The organism is Campylobacter sp. US55, assembly GCF_004378955.1.
Classification (GTDB): Bacteria; Campylobacterota; Campylobacteria; order Campylobacterales; family Campylobacteraceae; genus Campylobacter_D; species Campylobacter_D jejuni.
Window position 1 is genome coordinate 89179 of sequence record NZ_RYYF01000003.1, and the last position, 21715, is coordinate 110893.

General features: G+C 29.7%; 23 protein-coding genes and 1 pseudogene. 8 read left to right on the forward strand and 16 right to left on the reverse strand.

The features are described from left to right. Nucleotides 1-128: 128 nt before the first annotated feature. The 4 genes from ELQ07_RS03065 to pheS are packed head-to-tail and all read right to left on the reverse strand — an operon-like array spanning nucleotide 129 to nucleotide 5545. Nucleotides 129-962, reverse strand: a complete 834-nt coding sequence (locus ELQ07_RS03065) for a 4-hydroxy-3-methylbut-2-enyl diphosphate reductase (protein WP_052785431.1) — start codon at nucleotides 960-962, stop codon at nucleotides 129-131. Then, entirely contained in the window at nucleotides 952-2238 is a 1287-nt protein-coding gene (gene aroA / locus ELQ07_RS03070; protein ID WP_134224716.1) for a 3-phosphoshikimate 1-carboxyvinyltransferase, read from the reverse strand. Before aroA ends, ELQ07_RS03065 begins: the two co-directional genes overlap by 11 nt. After that, nucleotides 2235-4556: a phenylalanine--tRNA ligase subunit beta gene (gene pheT, locus ELQ07_RS03075; RefSeq protein WP_134224717.1), complete on the reverse strand. Its 2322-nt coding sequence runs from the start codon at nucleotides 4554-4556 to the stop codon at nucleotides 2235-2237. The genes aroA and pheT overlap by 4 nt, the downstream gene beginning before the upstream one ends. Beyond that, nucleotides 4553-5545, reverse strand: a complete 993-nt coding sequence (gene pheS / locus ELQ07_RS03080; protein WP_134224718.1) for a phenylalanine--tRNA ligase subunit alpha — start codon at nucleotides 5543-5545, stop codon at nucleotides 4553-4555. Before pheS ends, pheT begins: the two co-directional genes overlap by 4 nt. A gap of 122 nt (nucleotides 5546-5667) precedes the next feature. Between pheS and ELQ07_RS03085 the strand changes: the two genes are divergently transcribed. Then, entirely contained in the window at nucleotides 5668-6033 is a 366-nt protein-coding gene (locus ELQ07_RS03085) for a histidine triad nucleotide-binding protein (protein ID WP_002857192.1), read from the forward strand. A gap of 29 nt (nucleotides 6034-6062) precedes the next feature. Here the strand turns inward: ELQ07_RS03085 and ELQ07_RS03090 are convergent, their stop codons facing one another. Together ELQ07_RS03090 and ELQ07_RS03095 are read right to left on the reverse strand one after the other, a co-directional pair. After that, nucleotides 6063-6632 carry a DJ-1 family glyoxalase III gene (locus ELQ07_RS03090; RefSeq protein WP_002869165.1) on the reverse strand — a complete coding sequence of 190 codons (570 nt, stop codon included), beginning with the start codon at nucleotides 6630-6632 and terminating at the stop codon, nucleotides 6063-6065. After that, nucleotides 6625-6804, reverse strand: a complete 180-nt coding sequence (locus tag ELQ07_RS03095; protein WP_011812746.1) for a hypothetical protein — start codon at nucleotides 6802-6804, stop codon at nucleotides 6625-6627. The genes ELQ07_RS03090 and ELQ07_RS03095 overlap by 8 nt, the downstream gene beginning before the upstream one ends. An 82-nt stretch (nucleotides 6805-6886) precedes the next feature. On the opposite strand from ELQ07_RS03095, the gene ELQ07_RS03100 reads away from it, so the two are divergent. Together ELQ07_RS03100 and ELQ07_RS03105 are read left to right on the forward strand one after the other, a co-directional pair. Beyond that, the gene (locus ELQ07_RS03100) at nucleotides 6887-7630 is read left to right on the forward strand and encodes an amino acid ABC transporter permease (RefSeq protein WP_002865915.1); all 744 of its coding nucleotides are present in this window, start codon (nucleotides 6887-6889) and stop codon (nucleotides 7628-7630) included. Further along, nucleotides 7623-8351 (forward strand): amino acid ABC transporter ATP-binding protein, encoded by a 729-nt coding sequence (locus tag ELQ07_RS03105; RefSeq protein WP_002934313.1) that lies wholly within the window; start codon nucleotides 7623-7625, stop codon nucleotides 8349-8351. The genes ELQ07_RS03100 and ELQ07_RS03105 overlap by 8 nt, the downstream gene beginning before the upstream one ends. A gap of 27 nt (nucleotides 8352-8378) precedes the next feature. Here ELQ07_RS03105 and ELQ07_RS03110 read toward each other — a convergent pair whose 3' ends face one another. The 4 genes from ELQ07_RS03110 to ELQ07_RS03125 form a co-directional block, all read right to left on the reverse strand. Continuing rightward, nucleotides 8379-9845, reverse strand: a complete 1467-nt coding sequence (locus ELQ07_RS03110; protein ID WP_134224719.1) for a sodium:alanine symporter family protein — start codon at nucleotides 9843-9845, stop codon at nucleotides 8379-8381. Between the two features lie 103 nt (nucleotides 9846-9948). Then, complete coding sequence (locus ELQ07_RS03115; protein ID WP_002921721.1) at nucleotides 9949-10416, reverse strand: tRNA (cytidine(34)-2'-O)-methyltransferase; 468 nt, start codon at nucleotides 10414-10416, stop codon at nucleotides 9949-9951. A 2-nt stretch (nucleotides 10417-10418) separates the two neighbouring features. After that, nucleotides 10419-11405: an alanine racemase gene (locus tag ELQ07_RS03120; protein ID WP_002934311.1), complete on the reverse strand. Its 987-nt coding sequence runs from the start codon at nucleotides 11403-11405 to the stop codon at nucleotides 10419-10421. Then, the gene (locus tag ELQ07_RS03125) at nucleotides 11406-12383 is read right to left on the reverse strand and encodes a murein L,D-transpeptidase family protein (protein WP_002856863.1); all 978 of its coding nucleotides are present in this window, start codon (nucleotides 12381-12383) and stop codon (nucleotides 11406-11408) included. A 156-nt stretch (nucleotides 12384-12539) separates the two neighbouring features. Between ELQ07_RS03125 and ELQ07_RS03130 the strand changes: the two are divergent. The 4 genes and pseudogenes from ELQ07_RS03130 (at nucleotide 12540) to ELQ07_RS03145 (ending at nucleotide 14505) form a co-directional block, all read left to right on the forward strand. After that, nucleotides 12540-12987: pseudogene (locus ELQ07_RS03130) on the forward strand (hypothetical protein). An 85-nt stretch (nucleotides 12988-13072) separates the two neighbouring features. Next, nucleotides 13073-13492: a copper chaperone PCu(A)C gene (locus ELQ07_RS03135; protein WP_134224720.1), complete on the forward strand. Its 420-nt coding sequence runs from the start codon at nucleotides 13073-13075 to the stop codon at nucleotides 13490-13492. A 3-nt stretch (nucleotides 13493-13495) separates the two neighbouring features. Continuing rightward, complete coding sequence (locus ELQ07_RS03140; RefSeq protein WP_002934306.1) at nucleotides 13496-13948, forward strand: hypothetical protein; 453 nt, start codon at nucleotides 13496-13498, stop codon at nucleotides 13946-13948. Beyond that, a complete protein-coding gene (locus tag ELQ07_RS03145) occupies nucleotides 13945-14505 on the forward strand; it encodes an SCO family protein (protein WP_134224721.1) in 561 nt (186 codons plus the stop codon). The genes ELQ07_RS03140 and ELQ07_RS03145 overlap by 4 nt, the downstream gene beginning before the upstream one ends. Before the next feature lie 6 nt (nucleotides 14506-14511). On the opposite strand, the gene cysM is transcribed toward ELQ07_RS03145, so the two are convergent. The 3 genes from cysM to ciaB form a co-directional block, all read right to left on the reverse strand. Beyond that, nucleotides 14512-15411: a cysteine synthase B gene (cysM, locus tag ELQ07_RS03150; protein WP_134224722.1), complete on the reverse strand. Its 900-nt coding sequence runs from the start codon at nucleotides 15409-15411 to the stop codon at nucleotides 14512-14514. A gap of 126 nt (nucleotides 15412-15537) precedes the next feature. After that, entirely contained in the window at nucleotides 15538-15834 is a 297-nt protein-coding gene (locus ELQ07_RS03155) for an HU family DNA-binding protein (RefSeq protein WP_002859562.1), read from the reverse strand. A 100-nt stretch (nucleotides 15835-15934) separates the two neighbouring features. Beyond that, entirely contained in the window at nucleotides 15935-17767 is a 1833-nt protein-coding gene (gene ciaB / locus ELQ07_RS03160) for an invasion protein CiaB (protein ID WP_134224723.1), read from the reverse strand. A 61-nt stretch (nucleotides 17768-17828) separates the two neighbouring features. On the opposite strand from ciaB, the gene ELQ07_RS03165 reads away from it, so the two are divergent. After that, nucleotides 17829-18242 carry an acyl-CoA thioesterase gene (locus tag ELQ07_RS03165; RefSeq protein WP_002853544.1) on the forward strand — a complete coding sequence of 138 codons (414 nt, stop codon included), beginning with the start codon at nucleotides 17829-17831 and terminating at the stop codon, nucleotides 18240-18242. A gap of 39 nt (nucleotides 18243-18281) precedes the next feature. Here the strand turns inward: ELQ07_RS03165 and kcuS are convergent, their stop codons facing one another. The 3 genes from kcuS to ELQ07_RS03180 all read right to left on the reverse strand — a co-directional run bounded on the left by kcuS (nucleotide 18282) and on the right by ELQ07_RS03180 (nucleotide 21667). Beyond that, the gene (kcuS, locus tag ELQ07_RS03170) at nucleotides 18282-18479 is read right to left on the reverse strand and encodes a KCU-star family selenoprotein (protein ID WP_002867452.1); all 198 of its coding nucleotides are present in this window, start codon (nucleotides 18477-18479) and stop codon (nucleotides 18282-18284) included. Further along, nucleotides 18460-20571, reverse strand: a complete 2112-nt coding sequence (locus tag ELQ07_RS03175; protein ID WP_134224724.1) for a carbon starvation CstA family protein — start codon at nucleotides 20569-20571, stop codon at nucleotides 18460-18462. The genes kcuS and ELQ07_RS03175 overlap by 20 nt, the downstream gene beginning before the upstream one ends. A 166-nt stretch (nucleotides 20572-20737) precedes the next feature. Next, nucleotides 20738-21667 (reverse strand): ribose-phosphate pyrophosphokinase, encoded by a 930-nt coding sequence (locus tag ELQ07_RS03180; RefSeq protein WP_002856539.1) that lies wholly within the window; start codon nucleotides 21665-21667, stop codon nucleotides 20738-20740. Between the last annotated feature and the right edge of the window lie 48 nt (nucleotides 21668-21715).

The window sequence follows — 21715 nt, forward strand, 5'->3', positions numbered from 1 at the left end:
GGTCCTTTAAAATAATTTTTAGAAATTAGTTGATTTTACCTTATTTTTCTTTAATTAGTGTTAAGTTTTTTTATTTTTGTTAATTTTTTTTAAATTTTTGACTTTTTTATTCTATTTGAAAACATTTTTTAATTAATTTTAAAATTTTCTATTTTGGCGATAACTTTTTGTATGATCCAATCAGGAGTACTAGCGCCTGCACTAATGCCACAATGTTTTTTATCTAAAAACCATTCTTTTTTCAACTCTTCTTCAGTTTCAATTAGATAGCTATCTTCACAATTGGTTTTTGCAATCAAAAAAAGTTGTTTTGTATTGGCTGAGTTTTTACCTCCTACAACAACCATAACATCACTTTTAAGTGAGAGTTCTTTAATGGCATCTTGATTCTTAAAGGTTGCATCGCATATAGTGTTAAAAACTCTTACTTCTTTGGCTTTAAGTATTAAAAAATTTACTATCTCCATAAAATGTTCAGGCTTCTTAGTTGTTTGGCTTACTACAGCTATTTTATTAGGAAGTTTTATATGTTGAAGCTCTTTTTTATCCAAAACTACATAAGCTTTTGTACTTACATAACTTTTCACTCCTTTAACTTCGGGATGATTTTCATCTCCAAAAATAACAACTTCATAACCCTCCTTACTCATTTGCTCGCAAATTTGTTGTGGCTTTGTAACAAAAGGACAAGTGGCATCAAAAATTTCTATATCTTTTTTTCTCAATTCTTCTAAATCTTGCTTTGTAATACCATGAGTTCTTATAATAGCCTTTTTTTCATTGCTTAAAGCTTTTATATTTTCCAAAGTTTTGACATTAAATTTTTTTTGTAAACGAGAAATTTCTTCGTTATTATGAATAAGAGGACCTATAGTTGCGGCATCTTTTATTTGTTCTGCTTTTTTAATAGCTCTTTTAACACCAAAACAAAAACCATAGTTTTTTGCTAATTCAATAATCAATCCTAGCTCCTAAATTTGATAAAATCTCTATAAAATTTGGAAAAGAAGTTTTTATACAATCACTATCATCAATCTCAACTCCACAAAGCAAACCTAAAATAGCAAAACTCATAGCAATACGGTGATCTCCATAGCTTTTAATTTTTGAAGATTTTAGTTCGCATCCACCTTCTATTTCAAAACCATCATCAAGTTCTCTAGTTTCAACACCACAAAGCTTTAGATTTTCAACCATCACAGCAATCCTATCGCTTTCTTTAACGCGTAATTCTTTAGCATTTGTTAAACTAGATTTACCCTTAGCTAAAGCAAAAGCTATGGCCAAAGCAGGCGCTTCATCTATCAACCAAGCAATATTATCTTTAACTTCTATGCCATTAAGCTTGCTAGACTCTACCCTGATCTCACCAATAGTTTCAAAATCATTTTGAGTTATTGTCATTTCAAGCTTGGCGCCCATTTTTTGCAAAATTTTATACGCCTCTATACGAGTAGGATTAAGTAAAATATTTTTTAAAATAATTTGAGATTTAGGCAAAATAATAGCTACTAAAGCAAAATAGAAAGCCGAAGAAGGATCATTAGGAATGATTATATTTTGAGCTTTTAAAGGTTTTTTTAAAGGACTTATTTCAAGACTTAAGCCATCATTGCTAACCCTTATTGGAGCTTTCATAGCCTTTAACATGTTTTCACTATGATTTCGACTAAGAGAAATTTCACTAAAAGTGCATACATTATCAGCTCTAAAAGCAGATAAAATCATAGCTGTTTTAACTTGAGCCGAAGAAATTTCGCTTTTATAGTTAAAAGCTTTTAAATTTTGACCTTCTATGCAAAGTGGAGCTAAATTTGCCTCATTTCTTCCATAAATTCTAGCGCCTATTTGAGTAAGTGGTTTGCTTATCCTTCTCATAGGACGATTGTTTAAATACTTATCTCCACTTAAAACAAAAAAACCAGAAATTCCTGCTAAAAATCCTATCATCAAACGCATAGCAGTTCCTGAATTTCCACAGTCTAAAATACAATTTGGAGATAAAATTTCTTTAGGGGGTATAATTTTGACGCAAGAATCTTTTTGTTCAATTTTAGCTCCAAGATTTTTTATAATTTCAAGAGTGTTTAAAGTATCTTGAGCTAAGAGATAATTTTGAGCCTTATTTTCTTCTTGTGTTAAAAGCGAAAATATAGCAAAACGATGAGATATGCTTTTATCTGCTGCTATATTTTCAAGTATGGCATTTACAGGGGTTTGCAATTTGTAAATTTTCATCTTAAATCAAGACCCAAATTTTTAAGAGTATTTAAAATTTTATCCATACATTCATTGACTTGATTATCCTCTAGAGTTTTATTTATATCCCTAAAAGAAAAACTTATAGTAACGCTATAAAATTCTTTAAGGTTTTCATCACTATAAATATCAACTAAACGAAAATTTTCAAGTATTTCTAAATTCAATTCTTCAATACAATTTTTAATCTGATTGTATTCAAAACCTTTAGGTATTAACACGCTAAGATCTCTAGTGATAGCTGGGAATTTGGAGTAAGGCTTAGCTATTTTAAAATCTTGCCTGATTAAATCTAAATCAAGTTCGCAAATATATGTTTTTGGTAAATCTCTCTCATTTTCTATTTTTAAATGCAAACGGCCTATAAAACCTACTTTAATATCCGATAGATAAATATCTGCTTGTTCATAAGGGCTTAAAATATTATATTTTGATGATTTTAGCTTAAAATCACCTATAATATTTTTAATGTCTAAAAGAAAATCATAAAATTGCACCGATTCAGGTTTTGCCTTGTTGGAAATTTTAGCTTCTTCTTTTAAGCCAGAATGGATAAATGCGATACGATTTAATTCTTGATTATTAACATTGAAAACAGCCCCTAGTTCAAAAAGTTTAATAATTTTTTTAGAATTTTTTGCATTTAAACTTGCTGCATTTAACAAATGATTTAAAAGGGTTGTTCTTAAAGTATTAAGTTCTGCTGTAATTGGATTAATTAGTTTTAATTTAACAGAGTCAAAACCCAATTTTTTAAGTTCTTCTTCATTATCCAAAACATAATGTAAGCTTTCAAAATAACCACTAGCTACTGCTCTTTTCCTTAAATTCAAAAACTCAATATAATTTTTATATGCAGAATTTAAACGATTTTTTTCTATAAATTCTAAACCCTTGGAAGCAATATTATCAATACCTATGATTCTTACAACTTCCTCGCAAATATCTGATAAATTTTTAATATCAGGACGATGTAAAGGTGCTTTAACATTTATAAGCCCTTCACCTGAAAGTATGAGCTCAAAACCTAATTTTTTCAATATTTTTAATACTTCATCTTTATCAACATTTTGCCCTATTATATCGCCAATACTTTCAATACTTATTGGTATGATTGGTAATTCTTTGTCAGTTAAAATTTGTTGAGAAGAACTATAAATAACAAGATTTGGAATCTGCTCAAAAATACTAAGCAAAAAATCCATTCCTAAATTTAATTTAGGTTCACTTCCCCTAAAACTTCTATAAAGCATTTTTTCATCTTGATCTTTATGATATATTTTAGCATCTGCAATTACCAATGGATCGGTATAATTAGCCTCAATAATAATTATTTTAGAATCATCTTTACATCTACTTTCATTATTTTGGAAAATTCCGCTAAAGCTTAAAAGTTTATCTTTGCAAGATACTTTTGTTTCTCCATGCACTTGCTTGCTTAAATTAATGGTAAATTCTTCATCTTTTTCAGAAAAACTACTTAAATCATAAGCATTAAAAAGAACACCAGTTGAATGCGTTGCATAATTTAATAAATTTTCTATGGAATTTTTTCCCAAACCTTCAATTTGAGCAAGTCTTAAACTAAGTAATAAGTTTGTTTGAATTTCTTCTTTTAACTCTATGGCTCGATAATTATAAAGTCCATTAAGTTCTTTCTCAGCTGCTAAGCGCAAAATTCTACCGATACCTAAAACATTTTCACTTTCTTTAAATGGTTTTGGTTCTTTTAAATTTAAATTTAAAGCTGTAGCCAAATCACGAGCAATACCATAAATACTTAAACAATCACCCCTATTAGGAGTAAGTTCTACTTCTATTAGCTCATCATTAAAAATTTCATAAGTATTTAAAGCTCTCCCAAGTTCTAATTTTCCTATACTCTCATCTAAAAGCATAATTCCTTCATTGATTTTTTCAAAACCCAGTTCTAAACTAGAACAAAGCATACCACAAGAATCCACTCCTCGTAATTTTGCTTCTTTTATTTCCATACCGTTTGGCATGATAGCACCTTTAGTTGCAACAGCTACAAATTGTCCTGCATCAACATTCGCAGCACCGCAGACAATTTGCAAGGTTTCACTTCCGATATCAACTTGACAAATGCTTAATTTATCTGAATTTTCATGTTTAATTTTTTCCTTAACATAGCCTACAACAACTTTATCTGGAGCCTTTAAAGTGCCAACCCTATCAACTTCTATACCTATAGAGTTTAAAGTTTTAGCTATTTTATCCGAACTTATTTCTTCAAGTTCTAACCAATCATTCAACCAACTTTTAGTAATTATCATCTAAACTGCTCCAATAATCTCAAATCACCTTCAAATAAAGATCTTAAATCTGGAATTTGATGCAAAAGCATTGCAAAACGCTCTACTCCCAATCCAAAGGCATAACCACTTACATTTTCATAACCAACAAAATTATAAACATTAGGATCAACTATTCCACATCCTAAAACTTCAAGCCAACCTGTATGTTTGCAAACTCTACAACCCTTTCCTTTGCAAAACACACAAGAAATATCAACTTCAGCAGAAGGCTCTGTAAATGGGAAAAAACTTGGACGAAAACGAACTTTCACATCTCCGAACATATAACGCAAAAAATCTTCCAATACACTTTTTAAATTTGCAAAGCTAACCTTTTGCCCTTCTTCCACCACAAGGCTTTCAACTTGATGAAACATAGGAGTATGCGTAATATCAAAATCTCTTCTAAATACAGCACCAGGGGCTATCATCCTAATAGGAGGTTTTTGTGCAAGCATTGTCCGTATTTGCACTGGCGAAGTTTGTGTTCTTAAAAGCCTTTTATCATCAAAATAAAAGGTATCTTGCATATCTCTTGCAGGGTGAGATTTAGGCAAATTTAACGCTTCAAAATTATGAAAGTCATCTTCTATTAAAGGCCCTTTTTCTATGCTAAAATTCAAAGCTATAAAATACTCTATGATTTTATCCATGGTGCTCATAACAGGATGCAAGGCACCTGTTGTAATACTTTCATCAAAATAGTTAAAATTTAAAGCATCTTGTTTCATTCTTTCTTCTAAAGCAAGATTTTCCAAATCTTTAAATTTGGCTAAATAAGCCTCATTAAATATTTCTTTTTGTGCATTTAATTTAGCAGCAAATTCTTTTTTCGCCTCATCTTCTAACTCTTTAAGCTTTGTAAAGCCTTCTGTTAAAATACCTTTTTTTCCAAGAACGGAAATCCTAATGGCTTCCAAATCATTTAAATTCTCACATTTTTGAATCTGTTCTATAAAATTTTGCAATTTTCTTACCTTAAATAAAATATTTCAAGTTCTAATTCTATTAAAAACTATTTTAAATTCAGCATAAAAACCAAACTTTAAAGATATAATTGTATCAAACCAACAATAAAAAAGGATAAATAATGCAAGAAAAAACAATTTTTGAACTCATAGTTGAAGGTAAACTTCCATGCAATAAAGTGCTTGAAAGTGACGATTTTCTAGCATTTCATGATATTGCACCCAAAGCACCCATACATATACTTATAATCCCTAAAAAACATTTTAAAGACTTTCAAGAATTTGATCCTGAACTTATGGCCAAAATGACAAGTTTCATACAAGAATTAGCTGTTCTTTTAGGTGTAGATAAAAGTGGATATCGCTTGGTAACAAACTGTGGAAAAAATAGCGGACAAGAAGTTTTTCATTTGCATTTTCATATGCTTGGAGGTTTTGAACTGCCTAAGGAAAAAACAAAAAAAGAAAATCCTCAAGCTTTATTTTAGTTTAAATGGTAGAAAAACTACCATTTAAACTATTTTGTCAAAGGCAGCAACATTCCCTCATATAATTTTTGATAAATTTCATCACCGCATAACTTTTTAGCTAGCTCTAAACCAAAAAGAATTGCCGTAGCTGGACCTGCTGAAGTTATAACATTTTTATTTACAACTACAGCCTTGTTAACACGATTTCCATTAAGTCCAACTTCACAACTAGGATAGCAAGCAAACTCGCCCTCTAAAACACCTGCTTCATTTAAGACTATAGGAGAAGCACAGATTGCGGCAACAATTTTATTTTTGCTATGAAGTTGTTTAATGATATTTAAAATAACATTTGAATTCTTAAGATTCATCATACCTTCAAAGCCACCCGCCAAAGCAATGGCATCTAAATTTTCTATATCAACATCCTCTATAGAACAATCTGCTTTTATACTAATGCCATTAGCACCTTTTACTAATAACTCACTGTTTAACGAAGCTATAACAACTTCCAAATCTGGATTTAATTCTCTTGCTCGTTTTAAAACATCCGCAATTCCTATAAATTCAGCTTCCTCAAAACCTTGAGCCAATGGAATTAATACTTTTTTACTCATTTTGTTCTCCTTTTTTATATTTTTTAAATCTTTCTTCTCTTTCTTTGTTTTTTTGCATCATTTGACGATTAAAACCTATGACCAAAACAATCATTAAAAACACAAAAATAACTATTAGAATGAAATCTAAAATTTCCATAAATACAACCTTGTTTTTGGGAAATTCTAACACATTTTTTTAAATCTTTAGAGAAAATTCAAAGATATTTCTATAAAATCTTTTTTTAAATAATTTCTCTGAAAAGGTTTACAAATTGAATCAGAAAAATATAAGAATTTTTGTTTTTTTTGTTATTATTATTTTATGGGGCTATTTTTCTTTCCCGATAGAAATATTAAAAATTCAAGATCCTAGTGGAGTTGTAAGCTATGGCTATACAGAAAATGCAAAAGCTTATTTAAAAAGTTATCTTATTACGCTTTTATTAACTGCTTGTGCTGTTATTATCGGAGTGATTATTGGTTTTAGCTTAGCTATTTTACGCTTCTCTAAATTTAAAACACTTAATTTTATTATAGATGAATATATAGACATTATACGAGGAACACCGGTAATTTTACAATTGATGATTTTTGCTTTTGTAATTTTTACTTTTATAGATAACCTTTATGCAGCCATTCTTGCACTAGGACTTAATAGCTCGGCTTATATAGCAGAAATTGTAAGAAGCGGCATTAATAGTGTAGATAAAGGACAAATGGAAGCTGCAAGAGCAATGGGACTTGATTACAAAACTTCAATGAAAGAAATTATTCTTCCTCAGGCTACTAAAAACATTCTACCTGCATTAGCTAATGAATTTATTTCTTTATTTAAGGAAACTTCTGTTGTAGGATTTATTAGTGTTATTGATATTACCATGCAAAGTCAAAGCTTGCAAGCCGTACTTTACAATCCAAAACCTATTATTTTCACTGGACTTGTTTATTACGTAAGTGTAAAAATTTTTAGTTATTTTGCAAAAAAACTTGAACTTAGGATGAATAAAAATGATTGAAGTTAAAAATTTACAAAAAAAATATGGAGAATTAGAAGTTTTAAAAAATATTAACACTACAATCTCAAAAGGCGATGTAATAGCTATCATAGGTCCAAGTGGAGGCGGAAAAAGTACATTTTTACGCTGTATCAATCGCTTAGAACTAGCTGATAGTGGGGAAATTTTAATCAATAAACAAAACATACTTGATAAAGAAATTGATATTAATAAGATCAGGCAAAAAGTTAGCATGGTATTTCAGCATTTTAATCTTTTTGCTAATAAAAATGTTATGGAAAATTTATGTTTAACACCCATTAAAACAGGAATTTTAAGTCAAGAAGAAGCCATAAAAAAAGCAAAAATACTTCTTGCTAAGGTGGGTTTAGCAGACAAAGAAAATATAATGCCCCATAAGCTCTCTGGTGGACAAAAACAACGTATAGCTATTGCTAGAAGCTTGATGATGAATCCTGATGTTATTTTATTTGATGAGCCTACTTCAGCTCTAGATCCTGAAATGATAGGCGAGGTTCTAAGCATTATGAAAGATGTTGCAAAAGAAGGTTTAACTATGCTTGTAGTAACTCATGAAATGGGCTTTGCTAGAAATGTTGCCAATCGTATATTTTTTATGGATAAAGGAAAAATTGCTGTTGATGCAAGCCCTAAAGAAGTATTTGAAAATCCTAGCAATGAAAGATTGAGAGAATTTTTAAATAAGGTTTTAAATCATTAATTCATAAGCCATTAAGGCTTATGAATTTTAATCCCAACATTCAGCGTTTTTAATTCCAAGCTTGCTAGCGTTAAATTTAGGATCTATACCAGATTTTTGTTGCGTATTAAAATCTTTTAAAACTTTATTTACTATACCACCTAAAAGCAATAAAGATATAATATTTGTCGTTGCCATGAAAGCCATAGTCAAATCAGCCAAATTCCAAGCAAGTTTTAAATTCATTTGCGAGCCTATAAAAATCATAGCTACAGCTGTAATTCTAAACAAATTCATTACAAATTTGGAATTTGTTAAATATTTAACATTAGCTTGAGCATAATAATAATTTCCTATTAAAGAAGTTATTGCAAAAAGAACAATAGCTATAGTAATAAAATGGATTCCAAAGCTACCATAATACTCACGCATAGCTTCTTGAACTAAAGGCATTCCACCATCAATTTTACTTTCTCCAAGTCCTAAATATGCCATAGAAAAAAGAACTAAAAATCCAGAACTTGTACAAACAACAACATCAATTAAAACTGAAAAGGCTTGTATAACACCTTGTTTAGCTGGATGACTTGTCAAAGCTGCTGCAGCTGCATTAGGTGCCGAGCCCATACCTGCTTCATTTGAAAAAAGCCCTCTTTTAATCCCTATAACTAAAGCAGAACCAGCAAAACCACCAAAAATCGCTTTAAAATCAAAAGCACTTTGTAAAATCATATGAACCACAGAAGGAATTTTATCAAAATTCATTAAAACAGCAATCACAGCAAGTAAAACATAAGCTAAAGCCATAAAAGGAACAATTAAAGAACTAATTTTACCTATTTTAGTATGGTGAGAAAAAAACATCCATGCACCAAAAATAGTTAAAACAATACCAATAATCATTGGCCAAGAGCTTGATGCAAAATCTACAGCAGCATTTGGATTAAACATATCATAATAAACTTTAAAAGACGAAGTCATTGTTTGACTTTGAAGTCCGTTAAATCCATAAGCATAAGTAATAATAAGAATAAAAGCAAAAAAAGCTCCAAAAAAATGTGAGCCTAAGGCTTTTTTTATATAATAAGCTGGCCCGCCTTTAAATCCACCTGTATCATCTTTTGATTTGTAAACTTGAGCTAAGGTACTTTCAGCAAATGCTGAGGCACCACCAAAAAATGCCATAACCCACATCCAAAATAAAGCACCAGCTCCACCTGTAGCCAATGCCAAAGAAATTCCAGCGATATTTCCTATACCAACTCTAGAAGCAGTTGAGATCATCAATGCCTGAAAAGGTGAAATATGTTCTTTAGTGTGTCCTTCGTTTTTTTCTGTAAGAATTTTAAATACAGAACTCAACATACGAAACTGAACAAAGCGAGTTAAAAAACTATAATAAAGCCCACAAACAATAAGCAAAACTACCATAATAATGTCTGTATTTGAGACAATCTTATTAGCTATAATATCAGACGCTTTATTGGCAAAATCTAGCATAATATCTAAATTCATCCAAACTCCTCAAAAAATAATCTAAATTTTACTTTAACATAATTTTTATAAAAAGGACTTTATGATTTTATTTGTTTTAAGTTATTGTGTAAATTTGAAACTTTTAAGAAACAAAATTGCTAAAATTTTGTCTTAAAGCTTCATAAGAGATTATACCAACGCTTGTAGCTAAATTTAAACTTCTTCCATAAGATTTCATAGGTATAGTTATAGCATTTTCCCAATTTAATTGCATTAATTCCATAGGTAAGCCATAACTCTCACTTCCAAAGAATAAGAAATCATTTTTCTGAAATTCTGCATCAAAATAAGCTTTTTGACTCTTGGTTGTTGCGAAAAAAAAGCGATTTTTATAAATCATATTTTCATTCAAAAATTCTTCAAGATTCTCCCAAATAATGGGCTCTAATTTATCCCAGTAATCAAGCCCTGCTCTTCTAACAGCCTTTTGAGAAATATCAAAAACAGTTGGTTTAACGATATGAAGTTTAAAACCAGCATTAAAACACATTCTACCTATACTACCTGTATTTTGCGGTATTCTAGGGTGAACTAAAACTATATTAAACATATTTATACTAGAACTCTTTGAATGTTAGGATTTAATTTTACTAAAATTTCATAGTTAATAGTGTGAAAAAAATCAGCCCAAATATCAGCATCTTTAAACACGCAAATTTCCTCGCCAGAATTTTCACAAGAAAAACTATCCATTGACATCTTTCCAAGCATTGCTTTTCCATTTCCAAGCACTAACTCCCCTTTTCCATTGTATCGGAAAAGACCATCAGCATAACCCAAATCATAAGTCGCTACTTCCATATCCTTTGCAGCAGTAAAAATGCCTCCATATCCTATACTCTGTCCTTTTTGTAAAATCCTTTGACTTAATCTATGAGCATACAAGCTTAAAACTCTTTTTAAATTTGAATCCCCATATCCAAATTGAACAAGCCCAACTCTACAATATTCATCTTCGGGAATTTTCCCTCTAAATAATGCTGCAGAATTATGCGAATGAAATAATAAATTTGAAAAATATTTTTTTACTATCTTTTTAGCTTTTTGAAAATTTTCTTTTTGAACAAAAAAACTTCCATCCATTTCATCTGCACTAGCAAAATGTGTAAACATTCCAGTAAGTTTTAAATCACTACTTTGAATAAGATCTATAGCATGTTCTAAATTTTCTACACAAATTCCATTGCGATGCATGCCTGTATCTATTTTTAGATGTATTTTTATATCTTGCTTGTATTTTTTTACTTGGGAAATATCATTTAAAGCATAAATAAATCTAGAATTTTCATTACCATGAGGACGATGTGATAGTATTAATATATTCTCAAAAAATTCTTCGATTTCTCGAGCTTCTTCTTCACTCTTAACAGCAACAAAAGAAACTCCTAAATTTTTGGCTAATGGAGCTAAAAGCTTAGCTCCATGTCCATATGCATTATCTTTAAAAACGCAAATTAATCTTTGAAAACTCCCTATTTTTTTAGCAATATGTCTTAAATTATATTCATAAGCTTTTTGATCAATTTTTATTAAAGACATTTATTGCTCTGCTAAAATTTTCATTTTACCTTTACTATCTATCTTAACGTATAAAATTTTATCGCCTCTAAACTGATAGTTTTTAGTGTAATAATCCTCATAAAATGAAATTCTATACATAGTTTCATTTTCTAAATTCGGATAAGGGCTGATATTAATATCTGAAAATTTAATCTTTTTATCTTCTTTACGAGAAAAAATAGATTTTTTCATGGAAGCAAACTGTTCAAATTTCATTTTATCAAAACGTTTAAATTCTTGCTCATCATAAAAACTTAAATAGGTATTAGTGTCACTATTTGTCCAAGCTAGTTTCCATGTAAAAAGATCAGCCAATAAACTAGCTATTTGATCCTTTTTAGCTCTAATTTTTTCTTTTTCTTCTGTCATAACAAAAACTTTTTTATCTTGTACAACTTGTGCAAATTTCTCCAAATTATTATTAAATAAAGCAATACATCCTCTTGTTTTAAATTCATCAAGTCTAGAACCATCTAAAGGATAGCCATGGATCCAAATACCACCACCTGTTTTTCCTTGTACTTTATCAAGTAAATTTGGATAAGTTGTAGCAAAAGCAAAGGGACCATAATAAGGATCACCTGGATTAAACTTACGGCCTAACTCATAAAAACCTACTGGCGTTTTCAAATCTCCTTCTATTTTTTTATCGCCCATTAATCCAGTTATTATTTCTTTTTGTTCAAAATCTTTTCTTATTTTTCCGTCCTCGTAAGAATAAACACGGAGAATTTTATCTGTTTTATTTGTAAGCACGATAGCAACATTATCATCATAGTATCCAAGTGAAATATTTTTATCTCCTATTTCACTTAACCAAAAATCCTTTTGAGTTAATTCTTTTTCAATCGCTACACCAACAGCATCTAACCCTTGATTAAGATAAATTTTAACAAGATCTGAGGCATGTAACATCAATGAAGAAAGTGTAATTAATAAAGCAAGTCGTTTTAACAATGTTTTTCCTTAGGTATTTCAAAATTTTTTAAGTCAAAAATGTTTGTGATTATAATATTTTTTTTCTTAAAAAATATTAATTATATTAACAATGCGGCCTTATTTATGATATAATTTTTATAAATCATAAAGGCTTGTTTTAAAAGGTTGTCTATAATGATAAGAAATTTTTTTATAGGAATGTCTTTTTTAGGCATTATATGATAAAAAGAAAGAAAGTGTATTTAGCTTAAATACATGCCAATCTCTAACTTGTGACTTAAATTTACAGGATTGTGTTTTTTCTTTTAATAAAAAAAATATTGAAGTTTCAGCCTACCCAAAACCTATAAAAATTTTCAATAAAACTACTATAAAAATTAAAAATTTTCCTCATTATTCTAATTTAAAGATTAAAATTTATAGTTTAAATTCCTATATAGGCGATATCATTCCTAAATTTAATATAGTTAATGGTGATATTCTTATAAATTTTATAGGTAGAAGCATTACCGATGATTCTAGATTTAGGGTTGAATTTTTAAACAATAATGCTCCAACTGGTTTTTTCTTTGATTTTGATGTTACTATGCAAAAAAATTTTCAAACAGGTAACACACATTGAAAAATTTTCAAAATTTTATATTCAAATAAAAATATTTTTTGATATAATGAACAAATATTTAATATTATAAAAATAAGGATGCAATATGAAAAAAATTCTTCTCTTAAGTGCTCTTTTTGCTGTAAATCTTTGGGCTGTTAATGATATAGAGGTAAAAAATGCCTTTGTAAAACAAACTCCACCTCATGCGCAAAATAGTGCTATTTTTCTTACCATTTTTAATAATACTAATAAGGATATTGCTCTAATAAGTGCCAAAAGCGATATCAGTGAAGTCAGTGAACTGCATACACATATACATAAAGATGGAAAAATGATGATGCAAAAAATTCCTGAAATTATTATAAAAGCTCATTCAAGCACAGAGCTTAAATCAGGAGGTTACCATATAATGCTTTTAAAACTAAAAAAACCTATTATTAAAGACACGAAGGTAAATTTAGATTTAAAATTTAATAATCATAAAATCATAGAGTTAAAAAATATTGATTCTAAAGAATTTTAATTAATGAGAAAAATTATTTTTATCCTAGCTTTTGCTTTTGTTATTGCTATTTTATATATTATTTTTGATTTTTATATAATAAAAGATTCTAAAAAAATAACAAAAGCTGATTTTTCTACCCCATTGACTTGCGATCTTAATGTTAAAGACTGCACATATAGTTTTAATAATAAAGAAGTCTTAATTTCCCTAAATCCCAAACCCTTACAATCTTTAGATGTTACAAATCTAAAGATTGTAAATCTAGGAAATTATAACAACTTAGGAATTAAAATTTATGGATTAAATATGTATATGGGTGAAATTAAACCTAAAATACATCGATTAAATTCAACAGACTATGAAAGTAAAATAGTTCTTGCTGCTTGCGTTTTAGATACTATGCGTTTTAGGGTAGAATTTATGGATAATAATAAACCCATAGGGTTTTATTTTGATTTTGAGCTAAAAAAATGAAAAAAAATATTATTTTATTTATAGTTATAGTTGCCATTATTTTAGGTGTAATATTTTTTATTAAAAATCATCAAAATTCTTATGATTTTATTTTAAAATCAGATTTAAAAGAGGAAACCACTGTAAAAGATTTTAAAGGAGATAAGCTTATTATCTATTTTGGATACACTTATTGCCCTGATGTTTGTCCGGCAACTCTTAGTTTAGTAGGCAAAGCCTTAAAGCAAATCAATAATCCTAAGGCTCATCTTCTTTTTATTTCTTTAGATCCAAATAGAGATAACAACTTAAGCAATACAAACGAATGGTTACGATACTTTTACCCAAAAGCAGATGCCTTAATTGCAAAAGATGAAAAAACTCTTCAAAAAATAACAAAACAATATAATGTTCAATATCAAAAAATAGATCTAAATGATTCTTTTATGGGTTATTCTATAGCACATAGCAATATGCTTTATCTTATTGATGAAAAAGGTCATTTTTATAAAGAAATTAGCGATTTAAATCCACAAGAAATTTTAAGAGAACTTAGAATTTTTCTAAATTCTCAATAATTATACTTAAGCAAAAAGATCAGTTGAGAGGTATCTTTCAGCCGTATCGTTTAGCATAGTTAAAATTCTTTTATCTGGAAATTTCTTTGCTAGCATACTTGCGGCAAATACATTTGCTCCACTTGATATACCTACCATTAAACCACTTTTGGCAAGTTCTTTGGCTGTATTTATAGCATCTTCATTACTTACCGTGATCACTTCATCTATAATTTCTTTATTTAAAATAGCAGGTATAAAATTCGCCCCTATTCCTTGTATTTTATGGCTTCCCGCTTCACCTTTGCTAAACAATGGAGAATTTAGAGGCTCGACTCCAACAATATGCACTTTTTCTAATTTTTCTTTTAGTATTTCCCCAACTCCACTAATAGTACCGCCAGTTCCAAAACCAGCTACAAAAATATCAAGTTCATTATCCAAATCTCTTAAAATTTCTAAAGCCGTATTCTTACGATGCGCATTTTTATTTGAAATATTTTCAAATTGAGAAACCATAAAAGAATTTGGAGTATTTAATAATATTTCATTTGCTTTATCAACCGCTCCTTTCATTCCTAAATTTACAGGAGTTAATTCTAACCTAGCACCAAAGAGTGTTATCATTTTTCTTCTTTCTAAACTCATAGATTCAGGCATTACAGCAACAAATTTAAGTCCCAAATCTGCACAAATCATAGCCAAAGAAATTCCAGTATTTCCACTAGTTGCTTCAACTATTGTAGTATCTTGATTAATTTTTTTACTATCTAAAGCATCTTTAATCATTTCAAAAGCTGCTCTATCTTTTATAGAATGACTAGGATTTAAAAATTCACATTTAGCAAAAACATTGATACCAAATTTTTTCAAATGTATAATAGGAGTATTTCCTATAAGCTCACTTACTTTTTCATGCACTTTCATAATTTTAATATCCTTTTTTGTTTAATAATGATAGTTTTATAAAAGTTTAAAAAAATAAAGTAAATAAAAGATACAAAATATCTGAATTAATTAAGAAAGAAGGCTAGAATTTATCTAGCCAAAGTTTTATTTTTTCTTTTTGCCGCTTGCTTTTGCAACAGCTTCTTTAAGGTTTTTACCTACCTTAAATTTTGCAACTCTTGTAGCAGGAACTTTGATTGTTTTTCCTGTGCTTGGTACTCTAGCTTCTCTAGCAGCTCTTTCTTGAGTTGAAAAAGTACCAAAACCAATAAAACTGATGCTATCACCTTTAGCTAAAACATCAGTAATAGTAGAAATAACTGCATCAGTAGCAGTAGTAGCGTCTTTTTTTGTTAGCCCAGCTGTTTGAGCAACTAATGAAATGAAATCTGCTTTGGTCATAAAAGCTCCTTTGTTTTAATTGAAACGCCTAATTTTAGCATATTTAAAAAACAATATCAAGTAAAAAACAGCTTTTTTAAGTTTTTTTCAAAAAACTTTATTATTTTTTCTTATATCTTTCAAATTCTCCGCTATTATCAATTTCATTGCCAATTTTCTCGTATAAATCATAATAAAATTTAACAAATTCTTTACACTTAGGCATAATAGGAAGAAAAATATTATCTTCAATTTCACAAAATCTACTTAAAAACTCTTTTGCATCAAGTCTTAAAGCATAGTGTTTTGCTAATTCATGATAATTTTTTAAAGTTAGTTCTTTAAATTTTTCATAATGCCCTAAATCAAAATTTATCTTCAAATTATTATTTTCAAAAATCAATACTTCACTTTCAAAAAGCAAACTAAGATGAATAAGTCCTTCTGTATAATAAGGTCTAACTTCATCAACCCTTTGCCAAGAAATAAGTCCAATAGCTCTTTTTATAAGTTCATGAAAAACAGGCATTATCAAGTCATCTTGTTCGTGATAAAAGAAATTTATAAGTCCACCTGTAGTAGCTTTATATTCTTCTATATTTTTAAAAAAACCACTCTGATTCATTGTTTTTTCGGTATCATTAGCAATAAAAAATATATGACCAAATTCATGGCCTATAGTTGATACTTCATAAACCCTTTTCCAAATTTTTTCCTGATAAAATAAAATATTTCTTCCAAAATCCAAAAATTCTTTATCAAAAATCTCGCTAGAAATTTTCATAAAAGGCTTTGTTTTAGCATTTTCATATACAAAATTTATAAAGGCAAATATTTTTTTGCCCGCCTTAGAACTTACAAACTCATCATTTGGAACGACTTGAGCTGAGAATAAACCTTTAAGTTCAGCACCATAAAATATCATCGGAGTGCAAATATAAAGTTGAGTTTTTTCTATATTAGATAAAACTTCTTTTTCTAATTCACAATCTTCAAGTCCTATATTTTTATAAACATGTTCAAAACTTTCCTTAATTTCACTACCAAATTTCAAAACATCAAAATCATTTTCATCTTCTATTCTTATATCCCATTCTAATGCCACCGCATGAGTATAATTATCTTCATAATATTCTAAAGGATGTCCCACTTGTAAAGGTGATTTTACTTTCATCCAAGCAAATTCAGCTTCTTGCCAAGCTTTTATAACTCTATCTTCATCTTTTTCACAAAACGCCAATTTTAATTTTTCAAAATATTCTATATAAGCTTTTTCCTCTTCGTTGCTAGCAAATATTTTAAGCTGATCAATCATATCTTCAAAAGCAAATTCTAATTTTAAAATTTCATTCTCGAAAAATCTCGCATAAGGAACAAATTTCCATAAATTTCCTATTCTAACTAAAACACCGTAGCTTCGCTCACAAATTTCTCCTTCTGGAGTTTTTTGATATAAATGATTTTTACGTAAAAATTCCATTGCATCATCTAAATTTGGAAATTGAGTAGATAAAATTTTATTATTTTTTTCTATAATTTCTTTAGTCCAAGAAATTTCAAAAATATTCATAATTAAACCTATATTATGCACTCCTTGTATTAAAGACAGATAAAAATTATTTAAAAGTTTTTTCTCTTTTATTTCATTAATTAAATTTTGATGTTCTTTTTCGTAAAACTTTCTAACCTCTTCATAGAACTTATGTTTTAACTCTATAATCTTATCTTCCTTAAAGTTGTTTTTTTTCCACTCTTGAACTAAATTTTCTTCCTTTAAATCAACCAAACGCCTAAGTATGGCTAGCATAGTTGTTGTATCTTGTTTTAACTCACTTAAAGAAATCAAAGATCTAAAATACTCGCCCACATCTTCTTTGTCTAAAAACTCATATAACGCATTATTTCTTTCTTTGTATTTTCTAACCAATTTAGCTATTTCTTTAAAATTATTCATACTTTTATTCTCCTTTTTAACTTTTTTAATTATAATTCATTTTTTAAAATAAGGAGTAAAAATGAGAGATATGGGAGAACCAAAATTAAAAATTGTAGCTATGCCAAGTGACACAAATCCAGCAGGAAATATTTTTGGCGGATGGATACTTTCACAAATCGATTTAGCAGGAGCTATCGCAGCAAGAGAACTTTCTCCTGAACGCGTTGTAACCATCTCTATGGATAAAGTAGTTTTTAAAGAACCTGTTTTTATAGGCGATATAATTTCTTGTTACTCTAAAGTTGTAAATGTGGGCAACACTTCAATCAGCGTTGAAGTAGAAGTCACAGCTCAAAGAGTGGATTCTCAAGGTTGTACTTCTTGTATTAATGTAACTTCGGCTTTAGTAACTTATGTAAGTGTTACAAGAGATGGAAAGAAAAAGCCTATTAGTGAAGAACTTAAAAGAATTCATGGCTTTTTAAATGCTTAAAGCTTATTTTGTATGATAAAACTTTATCCTTTAAGCTTATCAGCATTTATTTAAACCGCCACTATTATATTTTTTATCTAGACATTCTTTGAAAAATTCCCCTCTGGTTTTTGGAATTTTTCCTGGATGTTTTTGTTTCATGTGTTCTAAATACTTATCATAACTAGAAAGTCCCACCAAGGGATGAAAAAACCTTTCGGCTTTTTCATAATAATACTTAAATTTTTTGAAATTCATCAATCTTAATATACTTAGTTTCTTTAAGAGGAATTTTAATTTTACCTAAGCAAATTCCTATACAAGAAATTATAACAAGCAAGGTAGCCATCATAAAGAACACACAAAGAATTGCATTAAGTAAATTTCCAACTTTACTTTGAGTGGCTATTGAAATTTCTTTTTTAATTGTAGAAATTTCTTTTTCATCTTTAGTATTATTTAATTTAAATTCTAAATCTTTAATTTTTTGACTTTGTATGCTAACGGCGGCTACATGACTTACCGCATTTGCTACTTTATTGCCTTCTTCATAAGGCATAATTTTTTGAATTCCTCCATACAGAGTTGCCGCTAAGACAAATACCGCAGGTACTAAAGTAACCCAAGTATATCTTGCCTTGCCCATTTTTACAAGTATAGTTGTAGCAAGAAGCAAAGCCATACCCGCAAGCATTTGATTACTCACGCCAAAAAGAGGCCAAAGTGTATAAATTCCTCCCTTAGGATCAATGGCGCCTTGATAAAGAAAATATCCCCAACCTGCAACACTTAAAGCCGTAGCCAAAAGTCCAGCTGGATAATTATGAATATCTCCTAAAGGTTTATAAACATTACCCAATATATCTTGCACCATAAAACGACAAGCCCTTGTCCCAGCATCCACCGCTGTTAAAATAAATAAAGCTTCAAACAATATAGCAAAATGATACCAAAAAGCCATCAAATCCACGCCGCCAAAAAGTTCATGCAAGATCAAAGCTACACCTATAGCAAAAGTTGGAGCTCCACCTGTTCTTGAAAGTATAGTATGCTCTCCTATATTTGCGGTTAAAGTAGTAATTTCTTCAGGAGCAATACTAAATCCCCAACTTGAAATGGTTTGTGCTACATTTACAACATCTGTTCCTATCAAAGCAGAGCTTGAGTTTATAGCAAAATAAAGACCTGGATGTAAAATACAAGCACAAATTAAAGCCATAATCGCCACAGCGCTTTCAGCAAGCATAGAGCCATATCCAACAGCCAAAGCATGAGTTTCGTTTTCAAGCATTTTAGGAGTAGTTCCACTAGAAATCAAAGCATGAAAACCACTGATCGCACCACAAGCAATGGTAATAAATAAAAATGGAAACACTCCACCTGCAAATACTGGACCTGTTCCATCAAAATACTGAGTATTTGCTTTTGGCATTTGTAAATCAGGAGCAACCAAAACAATAGCTACAGCCATTACCACAATAACACCAATTTTCAAAAAAGTTGAAAGATAATCTCTTGGAGCAAGTAAAAACCACACAGGTAAAACAGAAGCAATAAAACCATAAGCCATCATAACAATTGCCAAAGTTGGAGCTTCTAAAGTAAATATTTTAGCCCAATAAGGATCAGCAGCTATAACGCTACCATAATGAATAGCCAAAATTAAAAGCACAAAACCTATTATAGAAACCTCCCCTACCCTACCTGGACGGATAAAACGCATATAAATTCCCATAAATATTGCTATAGGAATAGTCATTGCGATAGTAAATAAACCCCATGGAGATTCTGCTAAAGCTTTTACAACCACCATAGCTAAAATGGCAATAATAATAAGCATAATACCAAAAATCGCCACCATAGCAACTCCACCTGTAAATTTACCCATCTCATCCTTAATTATCTCGCCAAGACTTCTACCTTTTCTACGAGTAGATATAAAAAGAACAACAAAATCATGCACAGCACCCGCTAAAACTCCTCCTACTAAAATCCAAAGCATAGAAGGCAAATATCCCATTTGAGCGGCCAAGATAGGTCCTACTAATGGACCTGCTCCTGCAATAGCAGCAAAATGATGTCCAAATAATACAGCTTTATTTGTAGGCACAAAATCACGCCCATCATTTTCTACAAGTGCTGGTGTTGCACGATTTTTATCAAGTTCTAAAACCTTATAAGCTACAAAACGCCCATAAAATCTATATCCTATCATATAAATACATACAGCAGCAACCACCAAATAAATCGCTGATACACTTTCGCCATTTTGTAAAGCTAAATAACCAAAACAAATAGCGCCTAAAGTTGCAACAAACAACCATAAAATTTTAGTACTTAACTGAGTCATATTTCTCCTAAGAAAATAAAATATTTTCAAAGAATAGCAGATTTATAGATTAAATTGTATAGAAAGATGTTTAGTTTTTTCACATTTTTAAAAAAATATATGTTTTTTGTTTCTTTAAGTAGCATAAAAATGAAAAGCTTAAAAATAATCTTTAAGCTTTTTTAATCTAAATAAAAAGAGAATTTACACTTTCGTTATGATAAACACGACGTATTACTTCAGCAAAAACAGGTGTAACGCTTAATACTTTAATATTTGGTAATTGCTCTTTTAAAGGTATAGTATCTGTTACCACAAGCTCATCTAAAGCTCCACTTGCTATTCTCTCATAGGCTTTTCCACTTAAAACTGCATGAGTACAGCAAGCCATAACAGATTTTGCACCTTTTTCTTTTAAAGCTTCCGCGGCTTTAACTATAGTGCCAGCAGTATCAATAATATCATCCACTAAGATAACTTCTTTATCTTTTACATCTCCAATAATATTCATTACTTCACTTTCATTGGCTTTTTCACGACGCTTATCAACTATAACTATATCAAGCCCTAAATGCTTTGCAACACTCCTAGCTCTTGCAACACCCCCTATATCTGGACTTCCTATAATAGCATTTTTAAAATGTTTGGCTTTAATGTAATCATTAAAAACTATACTTCCATAAAGATTATCTACTGGAATATCAAAAAAACCCTGAATTTGCCCTGCATGCAAATCTATCGTAGCTACGCGATCAATCCCAGCTGCTTGAATCAAATTAGCCACAAGTTTAGCAGTAATTGGCACTCTAGGATTTGCTTTTCTATCTTGTCTCGCATAGCCAAAATATGGGATAATAGCCGTAATTGAATTTGCACTTGAGCGACGCAAAGCATCTGTAAGAATTAAAAGTTCCATTAAGTTATCGTTTGTAGGAGCGCAAGTACTTTGAATAATAAAAACATCCTTTCCGCGTACACTCTCATCAATTTGAACGCTAATCTCTCCATCACTAAACCGCTTTACTCCAGCATCACTTAAAGGCAGGGAGAGATATTTAGAAACTTGTCTTGCAAATTCGACATTAGCTGAGCCTGAAAAAATTTTATAACCTCGCATAAAAAACCTTAATCAATAAAATTATGAATTAATATAAAAGATTTTAAT

Coding starts and splice junctions, on each gene's coding strand:
- aroA (WP_134224716.1), bottom strand. CDS start 2,238: ATGAAAATTTACAAATTGCAAACCCCTGTAAATGCCATACTTGAAAAT.
- pheT (WP_134224717.1), bottom strand. CDS start 4,556: ATGATAATTACTAAAAGTTGGTTGAATGATTGGTTAGAACTTGAAGAA.
- ELQ07_RS03085 (WP_002857192.1), top strand. CDS start 5,668: ATGCAAGAAAAAACAATTTTTGAACTCATAGTTGAAGGTAAACTTCCA.
- ELQ07_RS03090 (WP_002869165.1), bottom strand. CDS start 6,632: ATGAGTAAAAAAGTATTAATTCCATTGGCTCAAGGTTTTGAGGAAGCT.
- ELQ07_RS03105 (WP_002934313.1), top strand. CDS start 7,623: ATGATTGAAGTTAAAAATTTACAAAAAAAATATGGAGAATTAGAAGTT.
- ELQ07_RS03110 (WP_134224719.1), bottom strand. CDS start 9,845: ATGAATTTAGATATTATGCTAGATTTTGCCAATAAAGCGTCTGATATT.
- ELQ07_RS03115 (WP_002921721.1), bottom strand. CDS start 10,416: ATGTTTAATATAGTTTTAGTTCACCCTAGAATACCGCAAAATACAGGT.
- ELQ07_RS03120 (WP_002934311.1), bottom strand. CDS start 11,405: ATGTCTTTAATAAAAATTGATCAAAAAGCTTATGAATATAATTTAAGA.
- ELQ07_RS03135 (WP_134224720.1), top strand. CDS start 13,073: ATGAAAAAAATTCTTCTCTTAAGTGCTCTTTTTGCTGTAAATCTTTGG.
- ELQ07_RS03140 (WP_002934306.1), top strand. CDS start 13,496: ATGAGAAAAATTATTTTTATCCTAGCTTTTGCTTTTGTTATTGCTATT.
- ELQ07_RS03145 (WP_134224721.1), top strand. CDS start 13,945: ATGAAAAAAAATATTATTTTATTTATAGTTATAGTTGCCATTATTTTA.
- cysM (WP_134224722.1), bottom strand. CDS start 15,411: ATGAAAGTGCATGAAAAAGTAAGTGAGCTTATAGGAAATACTCCTATT.
- ELQ07_RS03155 (WP_002859562.1), bottom strand. CDS start 15,834: ATGACCAAAGCAGATTTCATTTCATTAGTTGCTCAAACAGCTGGGCTA.
- ciaB (WP_134224723.1), bottom strand. CDS start 17,767: ATGAATAATTTTAAAGAAATAGCTAAATTGGTTAGAAAATACAAAGAA.
- ELQ07_RS03165 (WP_002853544.1), top strand. CDS start 17,829: ATGAGAGATATGGGAGAACCAAAATTAAAAATTGTAGCTATGCCAAGT.
- kcuS (WP_002867452.1), bottom strand. CDS start 18,479: ATGAATTTCAAAAAATTTAAGTATTATTATGAAAAAGCCGAAAGGTTT.
- ELQ07_RS03175 (WP_134224724.1), bottom strand. CDS start 20,571: ATGACTCAGTTAAGTACTAAAATTTTATGGTTGTTTGTTGCAACTTTA.
- ELQ07_RS03180 (WP_002856539.1), bottom strand. CDS start 21,667: ATGCGAGGTTATAAAATTTTTTCAGGCTCAGCTAATGTCGAATTTGCA.